This window comes from Anaerotignum sp. (assembly GCF_017483025.1).
Taxonomy (GTDB): domain Bacteria; phylum Bacillota; class Clostridia; order Lachnospirales; family Anaerotignaceae; genus Anaerotignum_A.
On record NZ_JAFUMA010000023.1, the window covers coordinates 1 to 20,584 of the forward strand.

Annotated in this window: 17 protein-coding genes and 1 pseudogene; 17 read left to right on the forward strand and 1 reads right to left on the reverse strand. The window is 45.4% G+C overall.

The window, feature by feature from the left end; translation table 11 throughout:
• From IJ369_RS02010 to IJ369_RS02070, 13 genes and pseudogenes are all read left to right on the forward strand, one after another.
• Positions 1-719: pseudogene (locus tag IJ369_RS02010) on the forward strand (hypothetical protein); the annotation flags it as partial.
• Between the two features lie 128 nt (positions 720-847).
• Positions 848-1,924, forward strand: coding sequence for an FAD:protein FMN transferase (locus IJ369_RS02015; protein ID WP_290715405.1), 1,077 nt, complete (start codon positions 848-850; stop codon positions 1,922-1,924).
• A 14-nt stretch (positions 1,925-1,938) separates the two neighbouring features.
• Entirely contained in the window at positions 1,939-2,274 is a 336-nt protein-coding gene (locus IJ369_RS02020) for a hypothetical protein (RefSeq protein ID WP_290715408.1), read from the forward strand.
• Positions 2,275-2,345: 71 nt separating this feature from the next.
• On the forward strand, positions 2,346-3,665 hold the full coding sequence (locus IJ369_RS02025; protein WP_290715409.1) for an SPFH domain-containing protein: 1,320 nt from the start codon (positions 2,346-2,348) through the stop codon (positions 3,663-3,665).
• A gap of 439 nt (positions 3,666-4,104) precedes the next feature.
• Positions 4,105-5,607: a DUF1538 domain-containing protein gene (locus IJ369_RS02030; RefSeq protein ID WP_290715411.1), complete on the forward strand. Its 1,503-nt coding sequence runs from the start codon at positions 4,105-4,107 to the stop codon at positions 5,605-5,607.
• Between the two features lie 14 nt (positions 5,608-5,621).
• The gene (locus IJ369_RS02035) at positions 5,622-6,305 is read left to right on the forward strand and encodes a hypothetical protein (protein WP_290715412.1); all 684 of its coding nucleotides are present in this window, start codon (positions 5,622-5,624) and stop codon (positions 6,303-6,305) included.
• A 73-nt stretch (positions 6,306-6,378) separates the two neighbouring features.
• Positions 6,379-7,284, forward strand: a complete 906-nt coding sequence (locus IJ369_RS02040; protein WP_290715415.1) for a magnesium transporter CorA family protein — start codon at positions 6,379-6,381, stop codon at positions 7,282-7,284.
• Between the two features lie 429 nt (positions 7,285-7,713).
• On the forward strand, positions 7,714-9,621 hold the full coding sequence (gene thrS / locus IJ369_RS02045; RefSeq protein ID WP_290715418.1) for a threonine--tRNA ligase: 1,908 nt from the start codon (positions 7,714-7,716) through the stop codon (positions 9,619-9,621).
• Between the two features lie 336 nt (positions 9,622-9,957).
• Positions 9,958-10,452, forward strand: a complete 495-nt coding sequence (infC, locus tag IJ369_RS02050) for a translation initiation factor IF-3 (protein WP_290715466.1) — start codon at positions 9,958-9,960, stop codon at positions 10,450-10,452.
• A 52-nt stretch (positions 10,453-10,504) separates the two neighbouring features.
• On the forward strand, positions 10,505-10,705 hold the full coding sequence (gene rpmI / locus IJ369_RS02055) for a 50S ribosomal protein L35 (protein WP_016408322.1): 201 nt from the start codon (positions 10,505-10,507) through the stop codon (positions 10,703-10,705).
• A 54-nt stretch (positions 10,706-10,759) separates the two neighbouring features.
• Positions 10,760-11,113 carry a 50S ribosomal protein L20 gene (gene rplT / locus IJ369_RS02060; RefSeq protein WP_290715424.1) on the forward strand — a complete coding sequence of 118 codons (354 nt, stop codon included), beginning with the start codon at positions 10,760-10,762 and terminating at the stop codon, positions 11,111-11,113.
• Positions 11,114-11,182: 69 nt separating this feature from the next.
• Positions 11,183-12,100, forward strand: coding sequence for an AEC family transporter (locus tag IJ369_RS02065; RefSeq protein WP_290715426.1), 918 nt, complete (start codon positions 11,183-11,185; stop codon positions 12,098-12,100).
• Between the two features lie 293 nt (positions 12,101-12,393).
• Positions 12,394-13,740 carry an aminotransferase class III-fold pyridoxal phosphate-dependent enzyme gene (locus IJ369_RS02070; protein WP_290715427.1) on the forward strand — a complete coding sequence of 449 codons (1,347 nt, stop codon included), beginning with the start codon at positions 12,394-12,396 and terminating at the stop codon, positions 13,738-13,740.
• 36 nt (positions 13,741-13,776) lie between these two features.
• Here IJ369_RS02070 and IJ369_RS02075 read toward each other — a convergent pair whose 3' ends face one another.
• On the reverse strand, positions 13,777-15,030 hold the full coding sequence (locus IJ369_RS02075; protein WP_290715428.1) for a glycerate kinase type-2 family protein: 1,254 nt from the start codon (positions 15,028-15,030) through the stop codon (positions 13,777-13,779).
• Between the two features lie 350 nt (positions 15,031-15,380).
• Here IJ369_RS02075 and IJ369_RS02080 point away from each other — a divergent pair, with 350 nt between their 5' ends.
• The 4 genes from IJ369_RS02080 (at position 15,381) to mutS (ending at position 20,561) form a co-directional block, all read left to right on the forward strand.
• A complete protein-coding gene (locus tag IJ369_RS02080; RefSeq protein ID WP_290715430.1) occupies positions 15,381-15,872 on the forward strand; it encodes a prolyl-tRNA synthetase associated domain-containing protein in 492 nt (163 codons plus the stop codon).
• Positions 15,873-15,980: 108 nt separating this feature from the next.
• On the forward strand, positions 15,981-17,417 hold the full coding sequence (gene miaB / locus IJ369_RS02085) for a tRNA (N6-isopentenyl adenosine(37)-C2)-methylthiotransferase MiaB (protein WP_290715432.1): 1,437 nt from the start codon (positions 15,981-15,983) through the stop codon (positions 17,415-17,417).
• A gap of 11 nt (positions 17,418-17,428) precedes the next feature.
• A complete protein-coding gene (locus IJ369_RS02090) occupies positions 17,429-17,833 on the forward strand; it encodes a YlbF family regulator (protein ID WP_290715434.1) in 405 nt (134 codons plus the stop codon).
• 106 nt (positions 17,834-17,939) lie between these two features.
• A complete protein-coding gene (gene mutS / locus IJ369_RS02095; protein ID WP_290715436.1) occupies positions 17,940-20,561 on the forward strand; it encodes a DNA mismatch repair protein MutS in 2,622 nt (873 codons plus the stop codon).
• The last annotated feature ends 23 nt before the right edge of the window (positions 20,562-20,584 follow it).

Sequence of the window (20,584 nt, forward strand, 5' to 3'; positions counted from 1 at the left end):
AGTCTGTTGCATTTATGAAATGCGCAGAAGCACTGTTCCTGTTCTCCGGCGGTCTGACATTGGCATATATGACAAAGATCTTTGTATGCATCTTCCTGGAAGACAATCCTTACGGCGCACCTAAGGCTGTAAGAAAAGGCCCCTACATGAGCAAGCTGATGGCTGTTATTCTGGGTGTGATTGCGATCGCGCTGCCTGTTCTGGGTATTTTCCCTCATCAGACACAGAATACACTGGCAGATATGTGCGCACACTTTATGAATGCGCATACACCTGACCATGCAGTAAATTACTTTGCTTGGCTGAACCTGAAAGGCGCAGTGATCTCCATCTGTGTTGGTGTTGTGGTTTACTTCCTCTTCATCCGCAAGGTGCTGATGAGAAAGGACGAAAACGGCAATGTAGTTTACGTAGATTGCTGGCCCGAATGGTGCAACATCGAAGACAAGATCTATCGTCCTCTGCTGCTGGGTGTTCTGCCTTATATCGGCGGTTTCTTCGCCCGTATTGCAGGCAACCTGCTGGATGGTTTCATCTCTGTACTGAGTATGCTGATCTTCAATGATGACAACGGCCGTGTTGTTCCTCCTGAAGATAAATACTTCTCTGCATACACAGACTACGAAGCAGACCACGAAATGTATCGTGAAGGCTTTGCACAAAGCTTACTGCTGATCGGCATCGGTCTGACAATTGCGGTAATTTATATTATCGTTTGATTTAAAATTTAAGCTCCCGTATTTTCGGGAGCTTTTCTTTTTTTGCGGGAAAGCCGAATGGTTTGACAAAGTGGTGCATGCAGGGTAAAATCAAAGTAATATATTCTGCAGAAAAAGGAGCAGGGAATATGAATTTGAAAAAATTGATTGCATTGGGACTGGCCGGATGCTTCCTATTCAGCGGTTGTGCGGAGCAGAGGGCAGTGGCGCAGCAAATGTTGGAAAACAGCAAACAGGAAAACAGATATGAATCTACTTCCTTCGCTATGGATACTATTATGACATTCACCATCATCCATGAGGATGGGGAGGAATTGCTGATCGATGCGGAACAGGAAGTCCGTAGACTGGAGAATCTTCTTTCTGTTACCATAGACAACAGTGAAGTAAAACAAATCAACGAAAATGCAGGGAACGAGCCTGTTCGGGTATCTGCGGACACGCTTGCTTTGTTGCAAGCCGGTAAGGAGATGGGCGCGGCAACGGGAAATGCTTTTGACATCGCCATTTCGCCTGTGGTAAAAGCCTGGGGCTTCACGGAAGAAGAACACAGCGTACCCGCTCAGGAAACCATTGATGCACTGCTGACTTTGACGAGTTTGGATGATGTAACGGTGGATGTGGAAAACTCTACAGTTTATCTGGAAAAAGAGGGCATGGCAGTAGATTTGGGCGGCATTGCAAAAGGCTATGCTTCCGATAAGCTGGCAGAATTGCTGAAGGGCAAGGGCGTGGAATCGGCACTGCTTTCTCTGGGCGGTAATATTTGCGCCATTGGCACTAAGCCTGATGGTTCCCTTTGGAAAACAGCGGTGCAGAACCCTTTGGATGCCAATGATTATGTTGGTTTGCTGGAGGTCAGCGATATTTGTATCGTTACTTCTGGTGGCTATCAGAGATATTTTGAACAAAATGGCAAACAGTATCATCATATTATCGACCCCGCTACGGGCTGGCCTGCAGAAAGTGGCTTGCTTTCTGTGACTATCGTTTGCGAAAGTGGCACGAAGGCTGATGCCCTTTCCACAGCGTTGTTCGTTATGGGGCTGGATGATGCTCTGAAATACTGGAAGACCCAGAATGATTTTGACGCGATTTTTGTTACGACGGATGGAGAGGTCGTTGCAACAGAAGGGCTGAAAGATTCCTTTCAATTTGAAGGACAGGATAATGATTTTACTTACCGTTTGGCGGAAAGAGGATAAAGGAGGAAAATACTATGGCAAATTGCAAATGTAAAGAATTTCTGGAAAGTGTAACTTTCGAATGTGATTGGAAAGATATGGGTCTGATGGGCCTTTGCGTAGGTTCTTTGGGCGCGCTGGTAGGTATGTTAGTACCTGATAAATACAAAAATGCAGCGGCTTTCGGCGCTGGCGCAGGCTTTTTCCTGTCTGCAGTGGCAGTAACAGTAAAGAGCATCGAAGCTGCAAGAGAAGATGATTTCGATGAATATGAAGATTTTGAAGAATGGGAAGAATGGGATGACGAAGATGATGAGGAAGAAGGCTTCGTTATGAAAATTACTGCAGAAGAAGCAGAACCCGAAGCGTAAGAAAATCAGAGCCTTACTCCGAAAGGGGTAAGGGTTTTCATATATTTTTCTGAAGGAAAGGAGAAATGAGTATGGGTATTTTGAAAGTTGGCGTAGGCGCAGCCCAGGGCGTTCTTGCGGATGCATGGAGAGAGTATTTTTACTGCGATTCCATGGAAGCGGATGTGCTTGTGCAGAAGGGCGAACAGCGTCAGTCCAAGAGAGGCTTCAATACAAAGAAAAGTGAAAATATTATTTCCAATGGCTCCATCATTGCGGTCAATGAAGGACAGTGTATGATGATCGTGGAGCAGGGGAAGGTAGTGGAAGTCTGCGCGGAAGCAGGGGAATTTATCTATGATTCCTCTACAGAGCCCAGTATTTTCTATGGTGATCTGAAAAAAAGCATTGTTGACAGCTTCAAGCAGTTTGGTAAGCGTGTGGGCTTTGGCGGCGATACTGCAGGCGACCAGAGGGTGTATTTTTTCAATACGAAAGAAATTCTGGGGAATAAATATGGCACAGCCAACCCTGTGCCTTTCCGTGTGGTAGATGCCAATATCGGCCTGGATATCGATATTTCTATCCGCTGCCACGGCGAGTATGCTTACCGCATCACAGACCCGGTTTTGTTCTATAAAAATATCTGCGGCAACGTGGAGGATACATATACCAGAGAAAACATTGATTCTCAGCTGAAAAGTGAAATGCTGACAGCTCTACAGCCTGCTTTTGGCAAGATCTCTGCCATGGGTATCCGCTACAGTGCGCTGCCTGGTCATACGATGGAGCTTTCCAACGCTCTGAATGAAGTGCTGGCAGAAAAATGGGGCATCAGATATGGTATTGAAATCACATCCATCGGTGTGAACAGCGTGAAGGCTTCCGATGAAGATGAAGCCATGATCAAGGAACTGCAGAGAAATGCTACCCTGCGGAATCCTTCCATGGCGGCAGCCCATCTGGTGAATGCACAGGCGGAAGCGATGCAAAAAGCGGCAGCCAACGAAAGCACAGGCCCTATGATGGCCTTTGCCGGTATGAATATGGCGACCCAGGCTGGTGGCATGAATGCGGGTCAGTTTTTCCAGATGGCAGCACAGCAGCAACCTCAGCAGGCGGCGCAGCCTGCACCTGAACAGAATGGCTGGAACTGCACTTGCGGCAAAACAGGCAATATAGGTAATTTCTGTACAGAATGTGGCGGCAGAAAACCTGCGGACAACAGCTGGACCTGCGAATGTGGTTCTCAGAACAAAGGCAGATTCTGTCCTCAGTGCGGCAAGCCTAAGCCTGCAGGCGCATTGCAGTACAAATGCGATAAATGCGGCTGGGAACCTGAAGACCCCACGAAACCTCCTCGTTTCTGCCCCGAATGTGGGGATCCCTTCGGTGACGAAGACCAGAAATAAATGCTGAGGAATCGTAATATGGCAATATGAAATGAAACAAAGGCAAATCTTGCGGCACTGGTAACCGTGGAAAGAGAATGTTTCCGCCTCTGAAAGTGGCGACAGAAAAGAAACGAACTATTATTTCTGGGAAATAATATAATAGGAATAGAAAGGCTCTCGGGATCTTTCCGGGAGCTTTTGTATTTTTCTGAAAACAGAAATATGAATGCGGAATGAACAAAAGTACATTAAATGAAAACATTTTGTTAAAATATCTTAACAGACATTGACACTAAATTTAAAGGAATGATAAAATTGTTAGTAAATTACTAGGAAAATATGGAATTATCCGTGTGAAGAGGACAAATCTGACTGATTTTGGGGGATTTCGAAGGAAACGAGTCTGATTTGTCAAAAATCCAAGAGGGGAGGAGTTCTTCTGTTAGAGAATATTCGTTTGAAAGAAAAAATTATGGAATCCCTGGCATCAGTATTGCCGCTGACTGCTATTGTACTGCTTCTGAGCGTCACGCTGATGCCGCTATCTTCCGGGGCATTAGTGCTGTTTTTGTTTGGTGCGCTGCTTCTGATCGTAGGCATGGGCTTTTTCACTATGGGTGCTGATATGTCCATGATGCCAATGGGGGAAGGCATCGGTATGCAGATGAGCCAAGCAAAAAATGTAGGTTCACCTTTGTTCGTGTGCTTTGTTCTGGGTGCGCTTATCACCATTGCGGAACCGGATCTTCAGGTTTTGGCGGAGCAGGTGCCTGCTATCCCCAATAATATTCTGATCTTTTCCGTGGCAGCAGGGGTAGGTCTGTTTCTGATGATCGCCCAGATCCGTATCTTTTTTCATATTCCCCTGGCAAAGATGCTGTGTGTATTTTATCCGTTGGTGTTTATTTTGGCGTTTTTCGCGCCGGATTCCTTTATTCCCGTATCCTTTGACAGCGGCGGCGTGACCACCGGTCCTGTTACGGTACCCTTTATCATGGCTTTGGGTATCGGTCTGGCGACACTGCGAAGCGATAAGAATTCCCGTGAGGATAGTTTCGGTCTGATCTCTCTTTGTTCCATCGGGCCTATCCTGGCGGTAATGCTGCTGGGTATCTTTTATGAGCCTGATTCTGCCTTGTATTCTTCCACACTCATTCCAGAGGTGGAGACCACAAGGGATGCGGCAATGCTTTTTGCCCATGCTATCCCCGAATATTTCCATGAAGTGGCGGTAGCGCTGGTTCCCATCGCAGGTGCTTTTTTCATATTCCAGATTTTGTATAAGCGTTATAAAAAGCATCAGCTGCTTCGTGTTATTTTTGGTTTTATCTTTACGTATATTGGGCTGGCAATGTTCCTTTGCGGCGTAAACGTTGGCTTCATGCCCGTTGGTCAAATCATCGGCGGCGGCATTGCAGACAGTGCCTTCAAGTGGCTGCTGATTCCTATTGGTATGGTCATCGGTTACTTTATCGTTGCGGCGGAACCTGCGGTACACGTTCTGACAAAGCAGGTGGAAGAGATCTCCAATGGCTTTGTAACGGCGAAAATGATGCAGACGGCGCTTTCCGTTGGTGTCTGTATTTCCGTTGGTATCGCCATGCTGCGTATCCTGACGGGAATTTCCATTTTGTGGTTCCTGATCCCCGGGTATGCCTTTGCGCTGATCCTGACTCGCTATGTATCTCCCATTTTCACCGGTATCGCTTTCGACAGCGGCGGCGTTGCTTCCGGTCCTATGACGGCAACATTCCTGCTTCCCTTTGCTATGGGTGCCTGTGAAGCGGTTGGCGGCAATGTGATGACGGATGCCTTTGGTATCGTTGCCATGGTAGCCATGACACCTCTGATTACGATCCAGATGATGGGCTTTATCACACAGATGAAGGAAAGAGCAAAGCAGCATTTCATCGCTGTACAGCTCAACCAGCTGGAAGACGATATCCTGTATTTTGACTGAGATGGGGTGAAGGAATGAAAAATTTGAAAATTGAGCCTATGAAGCTCATTGTTTCCATCGTGGAGCGTGGACAGGGCAGAAATATGATCGATCTTTTTACCGGCCAGAAGATCACACACCATTTCCAGTGTATCGGAACAGGTACAGCTACATCTGAGATCATGGATCTGTTGGGGCTGGATAGCTTGGAAAAAGATGTGATTTTCAGCGTTGGGAAAGGTACCATGGTTAATCAGGTGATGAGGGATCTGAATAATGAGCTGCGTGGCAGCGCCTGCTCCAAGGGTATTGTATTTGATATGAAGCTGACAGCCATGGCCCATGTGACGGCTTTGGCGATCCAGATGAACGTACAGAATGAAACAGGAAGGGAGGATACCATGATGGAAGAAGGAATGGAAAACAGCATGATCCTTGTGACAGTCAATCAGGGCTTCACAGAGGAAGTCATGGAAACAGCCAGAAAGGCAGGGGCCCGCGGCGGCACCATTATCCATGCCCGCTGGGCAGGCAGTGAAAGCACAGAGGAATTCTATGGCATCACTGTACAGCAGGAAAAGGAGATCATTGCCATCGTGTCTCCTTCCAGCAAGAGAAATGAGATCATGGAAGCCATCAACAGCAACCATGGCATGAAAACAGAAGCCAGAGGGACAGTTTGTTCCCTGGCCATCGAAAATCTGGTTCGACTGGGTTAAAAATCAGGTGATAATTTCGGAAATGGGATTATCACCTTTTGCTTTTGGCAAAGATAGAGCAGGAGGGATAGATATGTATTATATCATTCAGAAAAACACATGGAAACGGACAAAGGAGGCGCCCGAAGAAAGCTTCATTGGGCTTTTTTCCTATGAAGAAATGGAAGCGGCGGGAAAGAAGCACCATATTTCCCTGGAAATACTGGAGGAAGCCAGACGGTTCAGCTATGGCAGATATGATTCCTACGAATCCTTTGACTGTGTTAGCTTGGAAATGCTGGATTTCGAAAATATCCTTCTGAGTCGCGGAAGTGTGATCGTCTATCTGGAGCAGGAGAGGGCTTTCTTTTTTACATCCCGCAAAGAGGAGGTAGAAAAGGAACTGGAAAGCATTTTTTCTTCTTTAGGGGAAAAATGTACCAGGGAACGGGTGCTTTATACCTTCTTCGAATTGCAGACAAAGGGGGATGACGTTGCCTTTGACAGCATAGAAAAAGAAATCATGGATCTGGAGCAGGCCTTGATCGCCACAGGAAAGCGAGATTGCGTTTCGGAGATCATCAGCCTGCGGAAACGGCTTATGGTTTTGAAAAAATATTACGAACAGTTTTTGAATGTTCTGGATGTCCTGATCGAAAATGAGAATGGTATCTTTGATGGAAAGACTCTTCGCTCCTTCAAGATGCTCTATAGAAGGACAGAACGTCGCTTCCAGAATGTGCTGAACCTGCGGGAGGCAGTGACCCAGGTGCGGGAAAGCTATGAAGCGGAAGTGGATATCAGTCTGAATACTACCATGAAGATCTTTACTGTGGTGACCACCATTTTCCTGCCCCTGACCCTCATCGTAGGTTGGTATGGTATGAATTTCGATATGCCGGAATATGACTGGAAGCATGGATATCTTTTTGTTACGCTGGTTTCTCTGGCATGTATTCTTGGGATCATTTTCTTTTTCAAAAAGAAAAAATGGTTTTGATGTTTGCTTGGCGTGGACATCTGTAAAATTCTGCTGAACAAATTTGAAAAAACTGTTGACAGAAAATTACAAGATGATATAATAGTTTATGTATATCAAACAAGATATAGATAATGCGTTGATGAGGACAGTAGTCCTTTCCTGATGCCACAGAGAGGGATGCCTTGGTGCTTCGGTTCCAATGGGTGGGAGCATCCTGCTAGGGAGAGTGTATGAAGACCACCTCTGAGCGGCTCTAATACAGCCCGGTGACTCCGTTATCGTCTTGAAATGAGTGGTTTGTTGAAACAATTAGGGTGGAACCGCGGGAGTATGTACTCTCGTCCCTTTTCGTAGAGGAAAGTGGGGCGAGTTTTTTTATTGCCTTTTTCAGGAGGAACTCACTTCAGCTTTCAAGACCATTTATCTTTATAAAAGGAGAGAAGACTTATGAAAATCACATTAAAAGGCGGCGTGGTAAAAGAATTTGATAACGCTGTATCCGTACTGGACATCGCAAAATCCATCAGCGAAGGTCTGGCAAGAAATGCTTGCGCCGGTCTGGTAAATGGCGAAGTAAAAGATCTGCGTTATGTAGTAGAAGAAGATGCAGAAGTTGCTATCTGTACATTCGAAGATGAAGCTGGTAAGATCGCATTCCGTCACACAGCATCTCATATGCTGGCTCAGGCTGTAAAACGTCTGTACCCCGAAGCAAAGATCGCGATCGGTCCCGCTATCGCTGACGGTTTCTACTATGACTTCGACAGAGAAAAAGCTTTCACACAGGAAGAACTGGAAGCTCTGGAAGCTGAAATGAAGAAGATCGCAAAAGAAGATATCGCTATTGAAAGATTCGAACTGCCCAGAGCAGAAGCGATCAAATATATGGAAGACAGAAATGAACCCTATAAAGTAGAACTGATTCAGGATCTGCCCGAAGATGCTGTTATCTCCTTCTACAAACAGGGCGATTTCACAGACCTGTGCGCAGGCCCTCACCTGATGAGCACAAAAACAGTAAAAGCGATCAAACTGACATCCGTAGCTGGCGCTTACTGGAGAGGCTCTGAAAAGAACAAAATGCTGTCCAGAATCTATGGTACAGCTTACCCTAAAGCATCCGAACTGGAAGCATACCTGAACATGATCGAAGAAGCGAAGAAACGTGACCACAGAAAACTGGGCAAAGAACTGAAACTGTTTGCTCTTCTGGATGAAGGCCCTGGTTTCCCCTTCTTCCTGCCTAAAGGCATGGTGCTGAAAAACACACTGCTGGAATACTGGAGACAGATTCACAAAGAAGCAGGCTATGTAGAAATTTCCACACCTATCATTCTGAACAGAGAACTGTGGTACAGATCCGGTCACTGGGAACACTACAAAGACAATATGTACACAACAATCATCGATGAAGAAGATTACGCTGTTAAACCCATGAACTGCCCTGGTGGTATGCTGGTTTACAAACAGGATATGCACTCTTATAGAGACCTGCCTATGCGTGTGGCTGAAATCGGTCTGGTTCACAGACACGAAAAGAGCGGTGCTCTGCACGGCCTGATGCGTGTTCGCTGCTTCAACCAGGATGACGCTCACATCTTCATGACAGAAGAACAGATCAAAGATGAAATCTCCGGCGTTATCAGCCTGATCGACGGCGTATACAAACTGTTTGGTTTCAAATATCATATCGAACTGTCCACAAGACCTGAAGACAGCATGGGTTCCGACGAAGCTTGGGAAATCGCTACAAACGGTCTGCAGAACGCACTGGATGAAAACGGTATCGAATATACAATCAACGAAGGCGACGGCGCATTCTATGGTCCTAAGATCGACTTCCATCTGGAAGACTCCATCGGCAGAACATGGCAGTGTGGTACAATCCAGCTGGATATGCAGATGCCCGAAAGATTCGAACTGGAATACACAGCAGCTGATGGCACAAAGAAACGTCCTGTTATGATCCACCGTGTATGCTTCGGTTCCATCGAACGTTTCATTGGTATCCTGATCGAACACTTTGCAGGTCAGTTCCCCGTGTGGCTGTCTCCTGTACAGGTTAAGGTTCTGCCTATCTCCGAAAAATTCGCAGACTATGCAAACAGCGTAGCAGCTGCACTGGATGCAGAAGGTATCCGTGTTGAAACAGACCATCGTGCAGAAAAGATCGGTTACAAGATCAGAGAAGCAAGAAACGAAAGAGTTCCTTACATCATCGTTGTTGGTGAAAAAGACCAGGAAGCTAACATGGTTTCCCTGCGTTCCAGAAAGAACGGCGAAGAAGGTCAGGTTGCTCTGGCAGATTTCATTGTAAGAATCAAAGAAGAAATCGCAACAAAAGTTCTGGATTAATCCAGATATCAAAAAGGCGGAGAGGAATCTCTGCCTTTTTTATTGACTTTCTCATGTGTTTCAGATAAAATATCAAAGATAACGTCAAATTAAAAAAGTTTGAAAAAACAAGAAAAAAGGTTTGACAATAATGTATACACATGGTATACTACTACGGTAAACAAAGAAGAAGTTCCGCTTCTCACCTTATGGCATGAGCAAATAGGGTTAATACAGTATTTGAAACAGGGTGAAACTCTGTTTTTCTGTGTGCGGCGGATTCTTCCGGCGCTTTTCTTTTTGTAAAGCGCTTGTGGACACAGTCTATTTGGGAGGTGCTTGACAATTACTGAATTAATGATTAACGAACAAATCAGGGACAAAGAAATCAGACTGATCGACGAAAACGGCGAACAGCTTGGTATCGTTTCTTCTAGAGAAGCCCAGAAAATCGCTGACGAAAGAAAGCTCGATCTGGTAAAGATCGCACCAACAGCGAAACCCCCCGTATGCCGCATCATGGACTACGGTAAATACAAATTCGATCAGGCTAAGAAAGAAAAAGAAGCCAGAAAGAAACAGAAAACTGTTGATGTAAAGGAACTGCGTTTGTCCCCCAGCATCGATACACATGATGTTCAGGTAAAAGTCAAAAAAGCAAACGAATTTTTGAAGGACGGCGACAAGGTTAAAATCAGCATCCGTTTCAGAGGCCGTGAAATCGGTCATTCCAAAGTTGGTATGCAGATCATGGAAGATTTTGCAAAGGCAACTGAAGAATTTGGCGTAGTTGATAAACAGCCAAAAATGGAAGGCAAGAGCCTGGTTATGTTCCTGGCACCAAAGAACTGATCCGCAAAAGCGGAAGGAAACTATCACAAAACATTTTTAGGAGGACAATACAATGCCTAAGTTGAAAACAAAAAAAGCTGCTGCTAAAAGATTCAAAATCACTGGCACAGGTAAACTGAAAAGAAACAAATCCAACACACAGCACATTCTTGGTAAAAAGTCCAGAAAGAGAAAAAGAAACCTGAGACACGCTACAACAGTTGACAGAACAGTTGAAAACAAAGTGAAAAAGACACTGCTGCCCTACGCTTAATCGGCAGTCTTGGGATAACTATTTTTCGAGTATATTTATTAGGAGGACTTTACAATGGCAAGAGTAAAAGGCGCGCTGAACGCTAGAAAAAAACATAAAAAAGTACTGAAGCTGGCTAGAGGCTACCGTGGCGCTAGAAGCAAACAGTACAGAGTAGCAAAACAGTCTGTAATGAAAGCAATGGCATTCGCTTTCGCTGGCAGAAAACAGACAAAGAGAGAATACAGAAGCCTGTGGATCGTAAGAATCAACGCAGCTGCAAGAATGAACGAAATCTCTTACAGCAAACTGATCCATGGCCTGAAAGTAGCTGGCGTAAACATCAACAGAAAAATGCTGGCTGAACTGGCTGTATCCGATCCTGCTGCTTTCACAAAACTGGTTGAAACAGCAAAAGCAGCTCTGTAATTTATAACAGATCATGCAACCAAAGGCTTTCATCTTAGGATGAGAGCCTTTCTTTTTTGAGGTGCATTTATGGAAACGATTTTAGTAAAGGCCGGGGGCTTCTTATTTATGATTGCTCTGGGTTTTGTTTTGAAAAGAATAGGACTGTTTTCCCTGAATGACAGTGGGCTTTTGAGCAAACTGGTATTGAAGATCACGCTGCCTATGACCATTATCAGCAATTTCCGCGGGCTGGAGTTGAATCGCAGCTATCTGATGGCTATTGGAATTGGTTTTGGGGTACATATTGCAGCGATCGCAGTGGTACTTTTACTGACGCGAAAGAAATCTCCTGCCCATAAAGCCTTTTATATCATCAATACATCAGGCTATAATATTGGTCTTTGTACGCTGCCCTATATGTCCAGCTTTTTTGCAGCAGAGGCGGTGGCTCTGGTCTGCATGTTCGATGTAGGCAATGCTATCATGTGCTTTGGTATTACATTTGCTATTGCAACAATGGTATCCAAGGGAAGAGAAGGTATCAACGGAAAGGAAATTTTGAAAACGCTGTTTTCTTCTATGCCTTTTGTAACATATCTGGTGATGATCATTCTTTGTGCGGCTAAGGTACAGCTTCCTGTGCCTGTGTATACCGTTGCGGGGATGATCGGACAGGCTAATGCATTCCTGGCAATGCTGTTGATCGGTATCCTCTTCGAACCTAAGATCAACAGGGAAGAATTGAAAGATATGGCAGGGGTATTTTGCCTGCGTATGGGATTAGGTGTCGCTTTTGCGCTGCTGATCTATTATTTCCTTCCTGTGCCGCTGATGTATAGGCAGATCTTATCTATCATCGTATTTTCACCTATCCTCAGCGTTGCGCCCATTTATACGGAACGCTGCGGATATAATCGCTCTGTGGCTGCAGTATTAAATTCAATGATGCTGCCTTTCAGTATGGTTGTGATGACGATATTACTGATGATCCTGCAGGTATATTGAAATTGCGTTCCTTCGGGAGCGCTTTTTTAATTAGTAAAGATCTATTCGCCTGAAAAAGACAAGCCGTTCAGGGAAAAGAGTAGTGTATGCAGTATAACGCTGAAAAAGGAAAAAAGGAGCAGAGAAAAAACTGTGATTTGTCTGAGGAGTGAAAAAAATTAACGGGAATGATTGATTTGTTGTTGACAAATGATTTCAGAGTATTATAATAGGTTCTAAATTGTTTTTATTTAAAGACATGAAAAACAAAAGAAATTGATGTCATACAACGAACAAAGTGAGGAGTGGTATAAATGGCATTGAATACTGAAAAATGCAGCGCATTGGTTGAAAGAGATAAGAAGGTCGTAGCACCCTGCCAGCACCTTTCTTATTATCCTATGGTAATCAAAAAGATCGATCAGGACGTAATTTACGATGAAGACGACAACCAGTACATCGACTTCCTGTCCAGCGCATCTTCCCTGAATCTGGGCAGCTGCCATCCCGTTGTAACAGCAGCGGTAAAAGAACAGCTGGATAATTACTCTCAGTATACAATCGCTTATACATATGGCAAAAAGAGCATCGAATATGCAGAAAGACTGACTTCTGTATATCCCGGCGGTGTTCCTGCAAAAATCGTTTTCGGTAACTGTGGTTCCGACGCCAATGATGCAGCAGTGAAATTTGCAAGAGCTTACACAGGCAGAAGCAAGATCATCACATTCATCAATGCTTACCACGGCAGCACATACGGTTCTATTTCCATGTCCATGGTAACAACACGTATGCGTGCAAAAATGGGCCCCATGCTGCCTGATATCTACTGCTTCCCCTTCTATGATGCAGCTTATGATGATGAAACATGCGAAAAAGAATGTATCGCAGATATCGAAAGAGCATTCGCAACATACCTGCCTGCAGATGAAGTTGCAGCAGTGGTCATCGAACCCGTACAGGGTGATGCAGGTCTGCTTGCAGCACACCCCATCTTTATGAAAAAACTGTATGAACTGTGCAAAAAGAATGGCATCCTGTTCATCTCTGAAGAAGTACAGCAGGCTTTCTGGCGTACTGGTAAATTCTTTGGTATCGAACATTATGATATCGTTCCTGATGGTATCATCATGGGTAAATCCATCGGCGCAGGTTTCCCTCTGGGCGGCTTCATGGCAAGAACAGAAATCATGGATTGTCTGCCTGCACCTGCTCACCTGTTCACACTGGGTGGCAACGCAACAGCTTGTGCAGCCGGCGTAGCAGCTTTCGACTACATGCAGTCTGATGAATTCCAGAAGATTCTGGCGGATAATACAAAACTGATGCAGGAATGTCTGGATGATGTTATGGCAACATTCCCTGATCTTGCTACAGGTACAAGAGGTATCAATACTTCCAGAGGTATCGTGATCACAAAGAAAGATGAAAACGGCAACAACGTTCCCGATGCGACAGGTACATACAAGATCCTGTACAGAGCATACGAAAGAGGTCTGCTGGTAATTTCCCTGGCAGATAATATCCTGAGAATCCAGCCCCCTCTTAACATCAAACCTGAAAATCTGAAAAAAGGCTTCGAAATCATCAAAGCATCCATCCAGGATTATCTGAATGGTGATATTCCCGATGATGTTATGAAATTCCGTGCTGGTTGGTAATCATAAAAATAACCCCGACAATTGTCGGGGTTTCTTTTATTTGCAAAGCAGGAGATACAGATCATTGACATTGGTGCCTGTAGGTCCTGTCAGGATAAGGGCATCGGCTTCTGCTAAAGCACGGTTGGAATCGTTTTCGGCCAGAACAGCGGGGATAGTAATTCCTTTCTTTTCCAGAATGGCTTTCGTATTGCCGTCAACGATGCCGCCGGCAGCGTCTGTAGGGCCGTCAGTACCGTCAGAACCTGCAGCGGCAACCACAACGCTTTCCGTACCGCTGATGCCTTCTGCTGCGGAAAGGGCCAGCTCCTGATTTCTGCCGCCTTTGCCTTTGCCTGTAATGCGAACGATAGTCTCACCGCCGCAGATGATGGCACAGGGAGGCTTCAGAGGCAGACCGTCTTTTTGAATGGTTTTCGCGATGGAAGCAAGGAATTTACCAGCTTCTTTGGCTTCACAATCAAGCATATTTGTCAGGATCAGCGGTGTATAGCCAAGGGATTTTGCAGATATTGCTGCATCTTCGCAAAGCTGAGTGACACTTCCTGTGATTTCCATGGTCACATTGGAAAGGGATTTGGGCGTTTCTTTTGCCAGCTCTGCTTTCATTTCTTCTGTCAGCTGCAGACCATATTTTTCCGCTACTGCAAAGGCTTCTTCGGATGTGGAAGCATCGGCGCAGGCAGGGCCGGAAGCAATGGAATCAGGCCTGTCGCCCAGAATATCGCTGAGGGCAATGCAGTACACCTTCGCAGGGGCGCAAAGTTCTGCAAATCCACCGCCTTTGACTGCGGAAAGATGTTTACGAATCGTGTTGATTTCTACGATATCCGCGCCGCATTTCAAAAGCTGGTCAGTGATATCCAGAAAATCAGCTAATCCAAGATTTCCTGCAGGCTTTTCGAACAAGGCGGAGCCGCCGCCGGAAACAAGAAAGAAAACAGTATCCTTTTCTGTCAGATCGGATACAGCTTCAATAATTTGTTTTGTACCGCTGATGGTATTTTCATCGGGGAGAGGATGGCCTGCTTCTAAAATTGTGAACCCGGGGATGTCTCCCTGAGAATGGTCATATTTTGTTAAAACGATGCCTGTGTCGATTTTGTGGGGAATATTTTCTGCCGCCGCCTTTGCCATGTTCCATGCGGCTTTGCCGATGGCGATGACGATGACTTTTCCTTGGAAATTAAATTTTTTGCCGCAGATGGCTTTTTTTACTGCTTCGTCGGGCAGGGAAGCCTGAATGGCATCGTGGATGATCTTCTTTGCATATGATAGAATCTCATTCATGTGAAATAACACCTCTTTTGTAAGTAGATTCGATTTTTATCAGTGTATCATATAGATAAGAAAAAGGAAATAGCAGAGGGACTATGTTTTGTGGGAAAAAAGATGTTCTTTCAAACGGGAAAAAGAGCCAACGGGAAATTGGCTCTTTGTAAAAAAAGGGGAGGGTATGTATACTATGTAATGTCTGTCCTCTCTTAAGGACATCTTTATAATACTTTGTCAATATGAATTGAGTATGACTGAATTGTAAACAAACTATGAACATTTAGAGAAAAGAGAAAATTAAGATGTTCTTCGCTGTTTTTCTTTCGGATTCTGTGGTAATATAGTCGCTGGAAGGAGTGAAAGAAATGTTTGGAAAACAGGAAGTAAAAGCCTTTTTGGAAGCAAAAGGTATTCCCTTTGAATGGGTAGAACATAAAGCTGTTTATACCATCGACGAAATGGAGGACCTTGGTCTGGAGGATATGGAAGATATCGCAAAAAATCTGTTCCTGAGAGATCAGAAGGGCAAACGCCATTTTCTGATCGTTATTCGGGCCAATAAACAGGCAAACCTGAAGGAATTGGGTGAAAAACTGGGCATCGGTAAGCTGTCCTTTGCCTCCGAAGAACGTCTGGAAAAATATATGAAGCTGACAAAGGGCGCGGTAACACCTCTTGGTGTGCTGAATGATGAAAACTGTGCTGTGGAAGTATTCTTCGATGAAGATTTCCTACAGATGGGAAAAATCGGCGTGCATCCCAATGAAAATACGGCTTCTGTTTACCTGGCAACAGAAGATCTCCTGAACATTATCCGTGAACATGGCAATAAACTGGAAATCGTTTCTTTTGCGTAAGTTTCTCTGAAAAATCATTGAGAAAGGCTTGCTTTTGTGATAAACTATATAAGATTGTGGAAAGTATGTCCTTTTCGCAAAATGAACACGTTTTGAGAGGAAAAAATTATGGAGATCAAAGCAGGAACTGCTGTCAAACCCAGTGATTTGGAACTGGAAAGACAGCTGGAATATATTCGTGCCATTCGTGAGCAGAATGATGCCTTTGAAGCGGAAAACGGCAGAAAGAAGAAATTCTATTCTTTAGCCATGGGCTGTCAGATGAATGCCCATGATTCCGAAAAGCTGGAAGGCATGCTTTCCGAAATGGGCTATGAACCCACAGAGGTGGAAAAAGAAGCAGATTTTATTATCTATAACACCTGCTGTGTTCGTGAAAATGCCGAGTTGAAGGTGTATGGCAAGCTGGGTTGGCTGAAGCACTATAAAGAAGCCAAAAACCCCGATGCCATCATTGCTCTGTGTGGCTGCATGATGCAGCAGGAAACTGTGCTGGCGACCCTGCGTCAGAAATACCGTCATGTAGATATCGTTTTCGGTACATTCAACCTGTACAAGCTGCCTGAACTGGTGGCAACTCGTATGGAAAGCGGCGAAACGGTCTATGATATCTGGCAGGCCCATCAGGAAGTGGTGGAAGACCTGCCTGCCATCAGACATTTCCCTTATAAGGCCTCTGTCAATATCATGTTTGGCTGCAACAATTTCTGTTCTTACTGTATCGTGCCCTATGTGCGCGGCAGAGAGCGCAGCCGTACGCCCGAGGATATCCTGGCAGAAGTACGGAAACTGGCGGCAGATGGCGTAAAAGAAGTCATGCTGCTGGGTCAGAATGTAAATTCTTACGGAAAGAATCTGGAAAACCCCGTTTCCTTCGCAGAACTCTTGCGTATGGTAAACGAGGTGGAAGGTATCGAACGTATCCGTTTTATGACGTCCCATCCCAAGGATCTTTCTGATGAATTGATAAAAGCTATGGCGGAATGTGACAAAGTCTGCAAATATTTGCACCTGCCTGTACAGAGCGGCAGCAGCGAGATCCTCAGACGTATGAACCGCCACTATACAAAGGAATCCTATATGGAGATCGTACGAAAGGCGAGAGAGGCTATGCCCGGCATCACTTTGAGTACAGATATCATCGTGGGTTTCCCCGGCGAAACGGAAGAAGATTTCCAGGAAACACTGGATGTCATCCGCCAGTCTCGCTACAGCACAGCATTTACGTTCATCTATTCCAAGCGGACAGGCACTCCTGCGGCTACCATGGAAGACCAGGTGCCCGAGGATGTGGTGAAAGACCGCTTTGACAGGATGCTGAATGTGCTGAACCCTATCGTCCATGAAGTACATCAGGAACAGGTGGGTAAGGTGATGACTGTATTTGCGGAAGAAATGAGCAAACAGGATAAATCCATCCTGACGGGCCGCGCCGACAATAATATGCTGGTGCATTTCCCCGGTACGGAAGATTTGATCGGTCAGATGGTTTCCGTTAAAATCATCGCAAATAAAACATTCTATTTAATTGGTGAAAGGATTTAAGGTGAAACATTATGGCAACAGTATTTGAAATGGCAAGAGCATTGGGCGAAGAACTGCAGAAAACTCCTCAGGTAGAAGCACTGCTGGCTGCAAAAGAAGCATATGAAAACGACCCCGAAATCAAAAAACTGGTAGAAGAATATACAAAACTGCACTATGATTTCGAAGCAAAAATGCAGGCTGGCGGCATCCCTGTAGAAGAACAGAGAGCATTCAACGAAGAAATGAAAGCAAAAGGCGAAGCAATCAGAACAAACAAACTGGCTGCTGATCTGTATGTTGCAGAACAGAACTTTAATAACTTCCTGAATTCTGTATTCAACATCATCACAGCAACTCTGACAGGCGAAGAACCCGAAGCTGCTGGTGGCTGCGATCCCAGCTGCTGCTCTTCCTGCGGCGGCGGCTGCCACTGAGAATAAGTCTCAACTATATTGATTTTTTACCCGAATGGAGGATATCAAGAGCGATACCCTCTATTCGGGTTTGCTCGTAAAATAGGGAGAAGGAGGAAGGACATCCATGGCGAAGATCACACCCATGATGCAGCAATACTTTGAAATCAAAGAAAACTATAAGCATTGCCTGCTTTTTTTTCGTTTAGGGGATTTTTACGAAATGTTTTTTGAGGATGCTGTTATTGCGTCCAAGGAACTGGAGATCACCCTGACGGGGAAGGACTGGGGGCAGGAAGAAAGAGCCCCTATGTGCGGCGTGCCTTTCCATTCCGCAGATGGGTATATTGCCCGTCTGATCGATAAGGGATATAAGGTGGCGATCTGTGAACAGGTGGAAGACCCCAAGGCGGCGAAGGGTCTGGTAAAACGTGACGTTGTTCGTGTCATTACCCCCGGTACTGTTGTGGATAACACTGTTCTGGATGAAACCAAGAACAACTATATTCTCTCTGTTTACAGCAGCAACAGCGGTTACGGCATCGCAGTCTGCGACGTGACCACCGGTGAATTTCAGACAACAGAATTCGGCAGCGTACAGGCGGCAGCAAAAATTCTGGATGAAACGGCTCGTTTCTCTCCTGCGGAGCTGATCTGTAATTATGAGTTTCTGGAAAGCCCTCTGGCGAAGGAGATCGAGCAGCGTTTTCGTTTATACCTCAACGATATCGATAGCCGCATGTACGATTACAATACCGCAAAGGATGCCTTGCTGAAGCATTTCAAGGTGAAAACCTTGGAAGGTTTTGGTCTGAAGAAAAAACTTCTGGCGATTTCCGCTTCCGGCGCCCTGATGTGGTATCTGAATGAAACACAGAAAAATGATTTGAGCCATATCTCCATTCTGAAATATTACACCACAGGCGATTTCATGCTGTTGGATGTTTCCAGCCGCAGAAACCTGGAACTGACGGAGACCATGCGCGAAAAAAATAAAAAAGGCTCTCTCCTGAGCGTAGTGGATAAAACCCAGACAGCCATGGGTGCCAGACTTCTGCGCAAATGGGTGGAACAGCCTTTGCTTTCCAAAGAGGAGATCAATAAAAGACTGGATGGGGTAGAGGAATTGTTTGATGATTTGTTCCTGAGGGAGGAAATCAAGGATATCCTGCGCTCCATGTACGATTTTGAGCGTATCATGTCCCGCGTGGTGTATCAGAATGCCAATGCGCGAGATTTGGCTGCTCTGAAAAACTCCATCGAAAATCTTCCTTTGATGAAAGATATTCTGGCAAGATGCGAAAGCCCTTATCTGAAGGAACTTCATGACCAGCTGGATCCTCTGGAAAATATCCATGAACTGATTTCTCAATCCATCGTGGAAGACCCTCCCTTCTCTGTACGAGAAGGCGGTATGATTCGTGAAGGCTTCAATGAGGAACTGGATACATACGTAAAAGCCAAAGAAAACGGCACTACTTGGATCAAACAGCTGGAAGAGGAAGAAAGAGAAAAAACGGGCATCAAAAACCTGAAAGTACGTTATAATAAGGTTTTTGGTTATTATATCGAAATCACAAAATCCAATCTGGAGATGGTGCCTGAAACCTATATCCGTAAGCAGACCCTTGCCAATGCGGAACGTTTTATCACACCAGAGCTGAAGGAGCTGGAAGAACTGATTTTGGGTGCAGAGGACAATATTACGACTCTGGAATACGATATGTTCTGCGAAATCAGAAATGCCGTTGCGGCGGAAGTGGAACGCATCCAGTATTGTGCCCATATTGTTTCTGTGATTGACTGCCTGCAGTCTCTGGGGGAAGTTGCCCAGAGTATGAATTATACAAAGCCTGTGGTGGATGACAGCGATATCATCGACATCAAAGGCGGCAGACACCCCGTGGTGGAAAAAATGATGAGCGGTCAGTTCATTCCTAATGATACCTACCTTGACCAGGAAGACACACGCCTGGCGATCATCACAGGCCCCAATATGGCGGGGAAATCCACCTATATGCGTCAGACAGCCCTCATCGTTCTGATGGCGCAGATCGGCAGTTTTGTTCCTGCGGAGGAAGCACATATCGGTATCGTGGATAGAATTTTTACCCGTGTGGGCGCGTCCGATGATCTTTCTGCAGGCCAGAGTACCTTCATGGTGGAAATGACGGAAGTAGCCAATATCCTGAATAATGCCACATCCAAAAGTCTGCTCATTCTGGACGAGATTGGTCGTGGTACAAGTACCTTCGATGGTCTGTCCATCGCGTGGGCGGTACTGGAATACATTGCTGATACGAAACAGATTGGCGCAAAAACTTTGTTTGCGACCCACTACCATGAACTGAGTGAACTGGAAGGCAAGCTTTCTGGCGTGAAGAATTACTGTATCGCTGTGCAGGAGCAGGGGGAAGATATCATCTTCCTGCGTAAGATTCAGCGCGGCGGCGCGGACCATAGCTATGGTGTACAGGTAGCAAGACTGGCGGGCCTGCCCAATAAAGTCATCCGTCGAAGCGGTCAGATATTGAAACAACTGAACGCGGCGGATATTACGAAAAAAGCGAAAAAAATCGCTGTGGAATCCAAGGAACAGCAGGAAGAAACAGCGAAACAGATAGATATGTTCAACATTGCCGAAACACAGCTGGCGGATGAACTCTCCAAGCTTGACGTGATGGCAATGACCCCTATCGAAGCCCTGCAGACATTGTTTGAACTGCAGAAAAAGGCCAAGGGGATGTAAATTAGAAGGAAGGAGGAGGACAT

Coding starts and splice junctions, on each gene's coding strand:
- IJ369_RS02015 (WP_290715405.1), top strand. CDS start 848: ATGAATTTGAAAAAATTGATTGCATTGGGACTGGCCGGATGCTTCCTA.
- IJ369_RS02020 (WP_290715408.1), top strand. CDS start 1,939: ATGGCAAATTGCAAATGTAAAGAATTTCTGGAAAGTGTAACTTTCGAA.
- IJ369_RS02025 (WP_290715409.1), top strand. CDS start 2,346: ATGGGTATTTTGAAAGTTGGCGTAGGCGCAGCCCAGGGCGTTCTTGCG.
- IJ369_RS02035 (WP_290715412.1), top strand. CDS start 5,622: ATGAAAAATTTGAAAATTGAGCCTATGAAGCTCATTGTTTCCATCGTG.
- IJ369_RS02040 (WP_290715415.1), top strand. CDS start 6,379: ATGTATTATATCATTCAGAAAAACACATGGAAACGGACAAAGGAGGCG.
- thrS (WP_290715418.1), top strand. CDS start 7,714: ATGAAAATCACATTAAAAGGCGGCGTGGTAAAAGAATTTGATAACGCT.
- infC (WP_290715466.1), top strand. CDS start 9,958: ATGATTAACGAACAAATCAGGGACAAAGAAATCAGACTGATCGACGAA.
- rpmI (WP_016408322.1), top strand. CDS start 10,505: ATGCCTAAGTTGAAAACAAAAAAAGCTGCTGCTAAAAGATTCAAAATC.
- rplT (WP_290715424.1), top strand. CDS start 10,760: ATGGCAAGAGTAAAAGGCGCGCTGAACGCTAGAAAAAAACATAAAAAA.
- IJ369_RS02065 (WP_290715426.1), top strand. CDS start 11,183: ATGGAAACGATTTTAGTAAAGGCCGGGGGCTTCTTATTTATGATTGCT.
- IJ369_RS02070 (WP_290715427.1), top strand. CDS start 12,394: ATGGCATTGAATACTGAAAAATGCAGCGCATTGGTTGAAAGAGATAAG.
- IJ369_RS02075 (WP_290715428.1), bottom strand. CDS start 15,030: ATGAATGAGATTCTATCATATGCAAAGAAGATCATCCACGATGCCATT.
- IJ369_RS02080 (WP_290715430.1), top strand. CDS start 15,381: ATGTTTGGAAAACAGGAAGTAAAAGCCTTTTTGGAAGCAAAAGGTATT.
- miaB (WP_290715432.1), top strand. CDS start 15,981: ATGGAGATCAAAGCAGGAACTGCTGTCAAACCCAGTGATTTGGAACTG.
- IJ369_RS02090 (WP_290715434.1), top strand. CDS start 17,429: ATGGCAACAGTATTTGAAATGGCAAGAGCATTGGGCGAAGAACTGCAG.
- mutS (WP_290715436.1), top strand. CDS start 17,940: ATGGCGAAGATCACACCCATGATGCAGCAATACTTTGAAATCAAAGAA.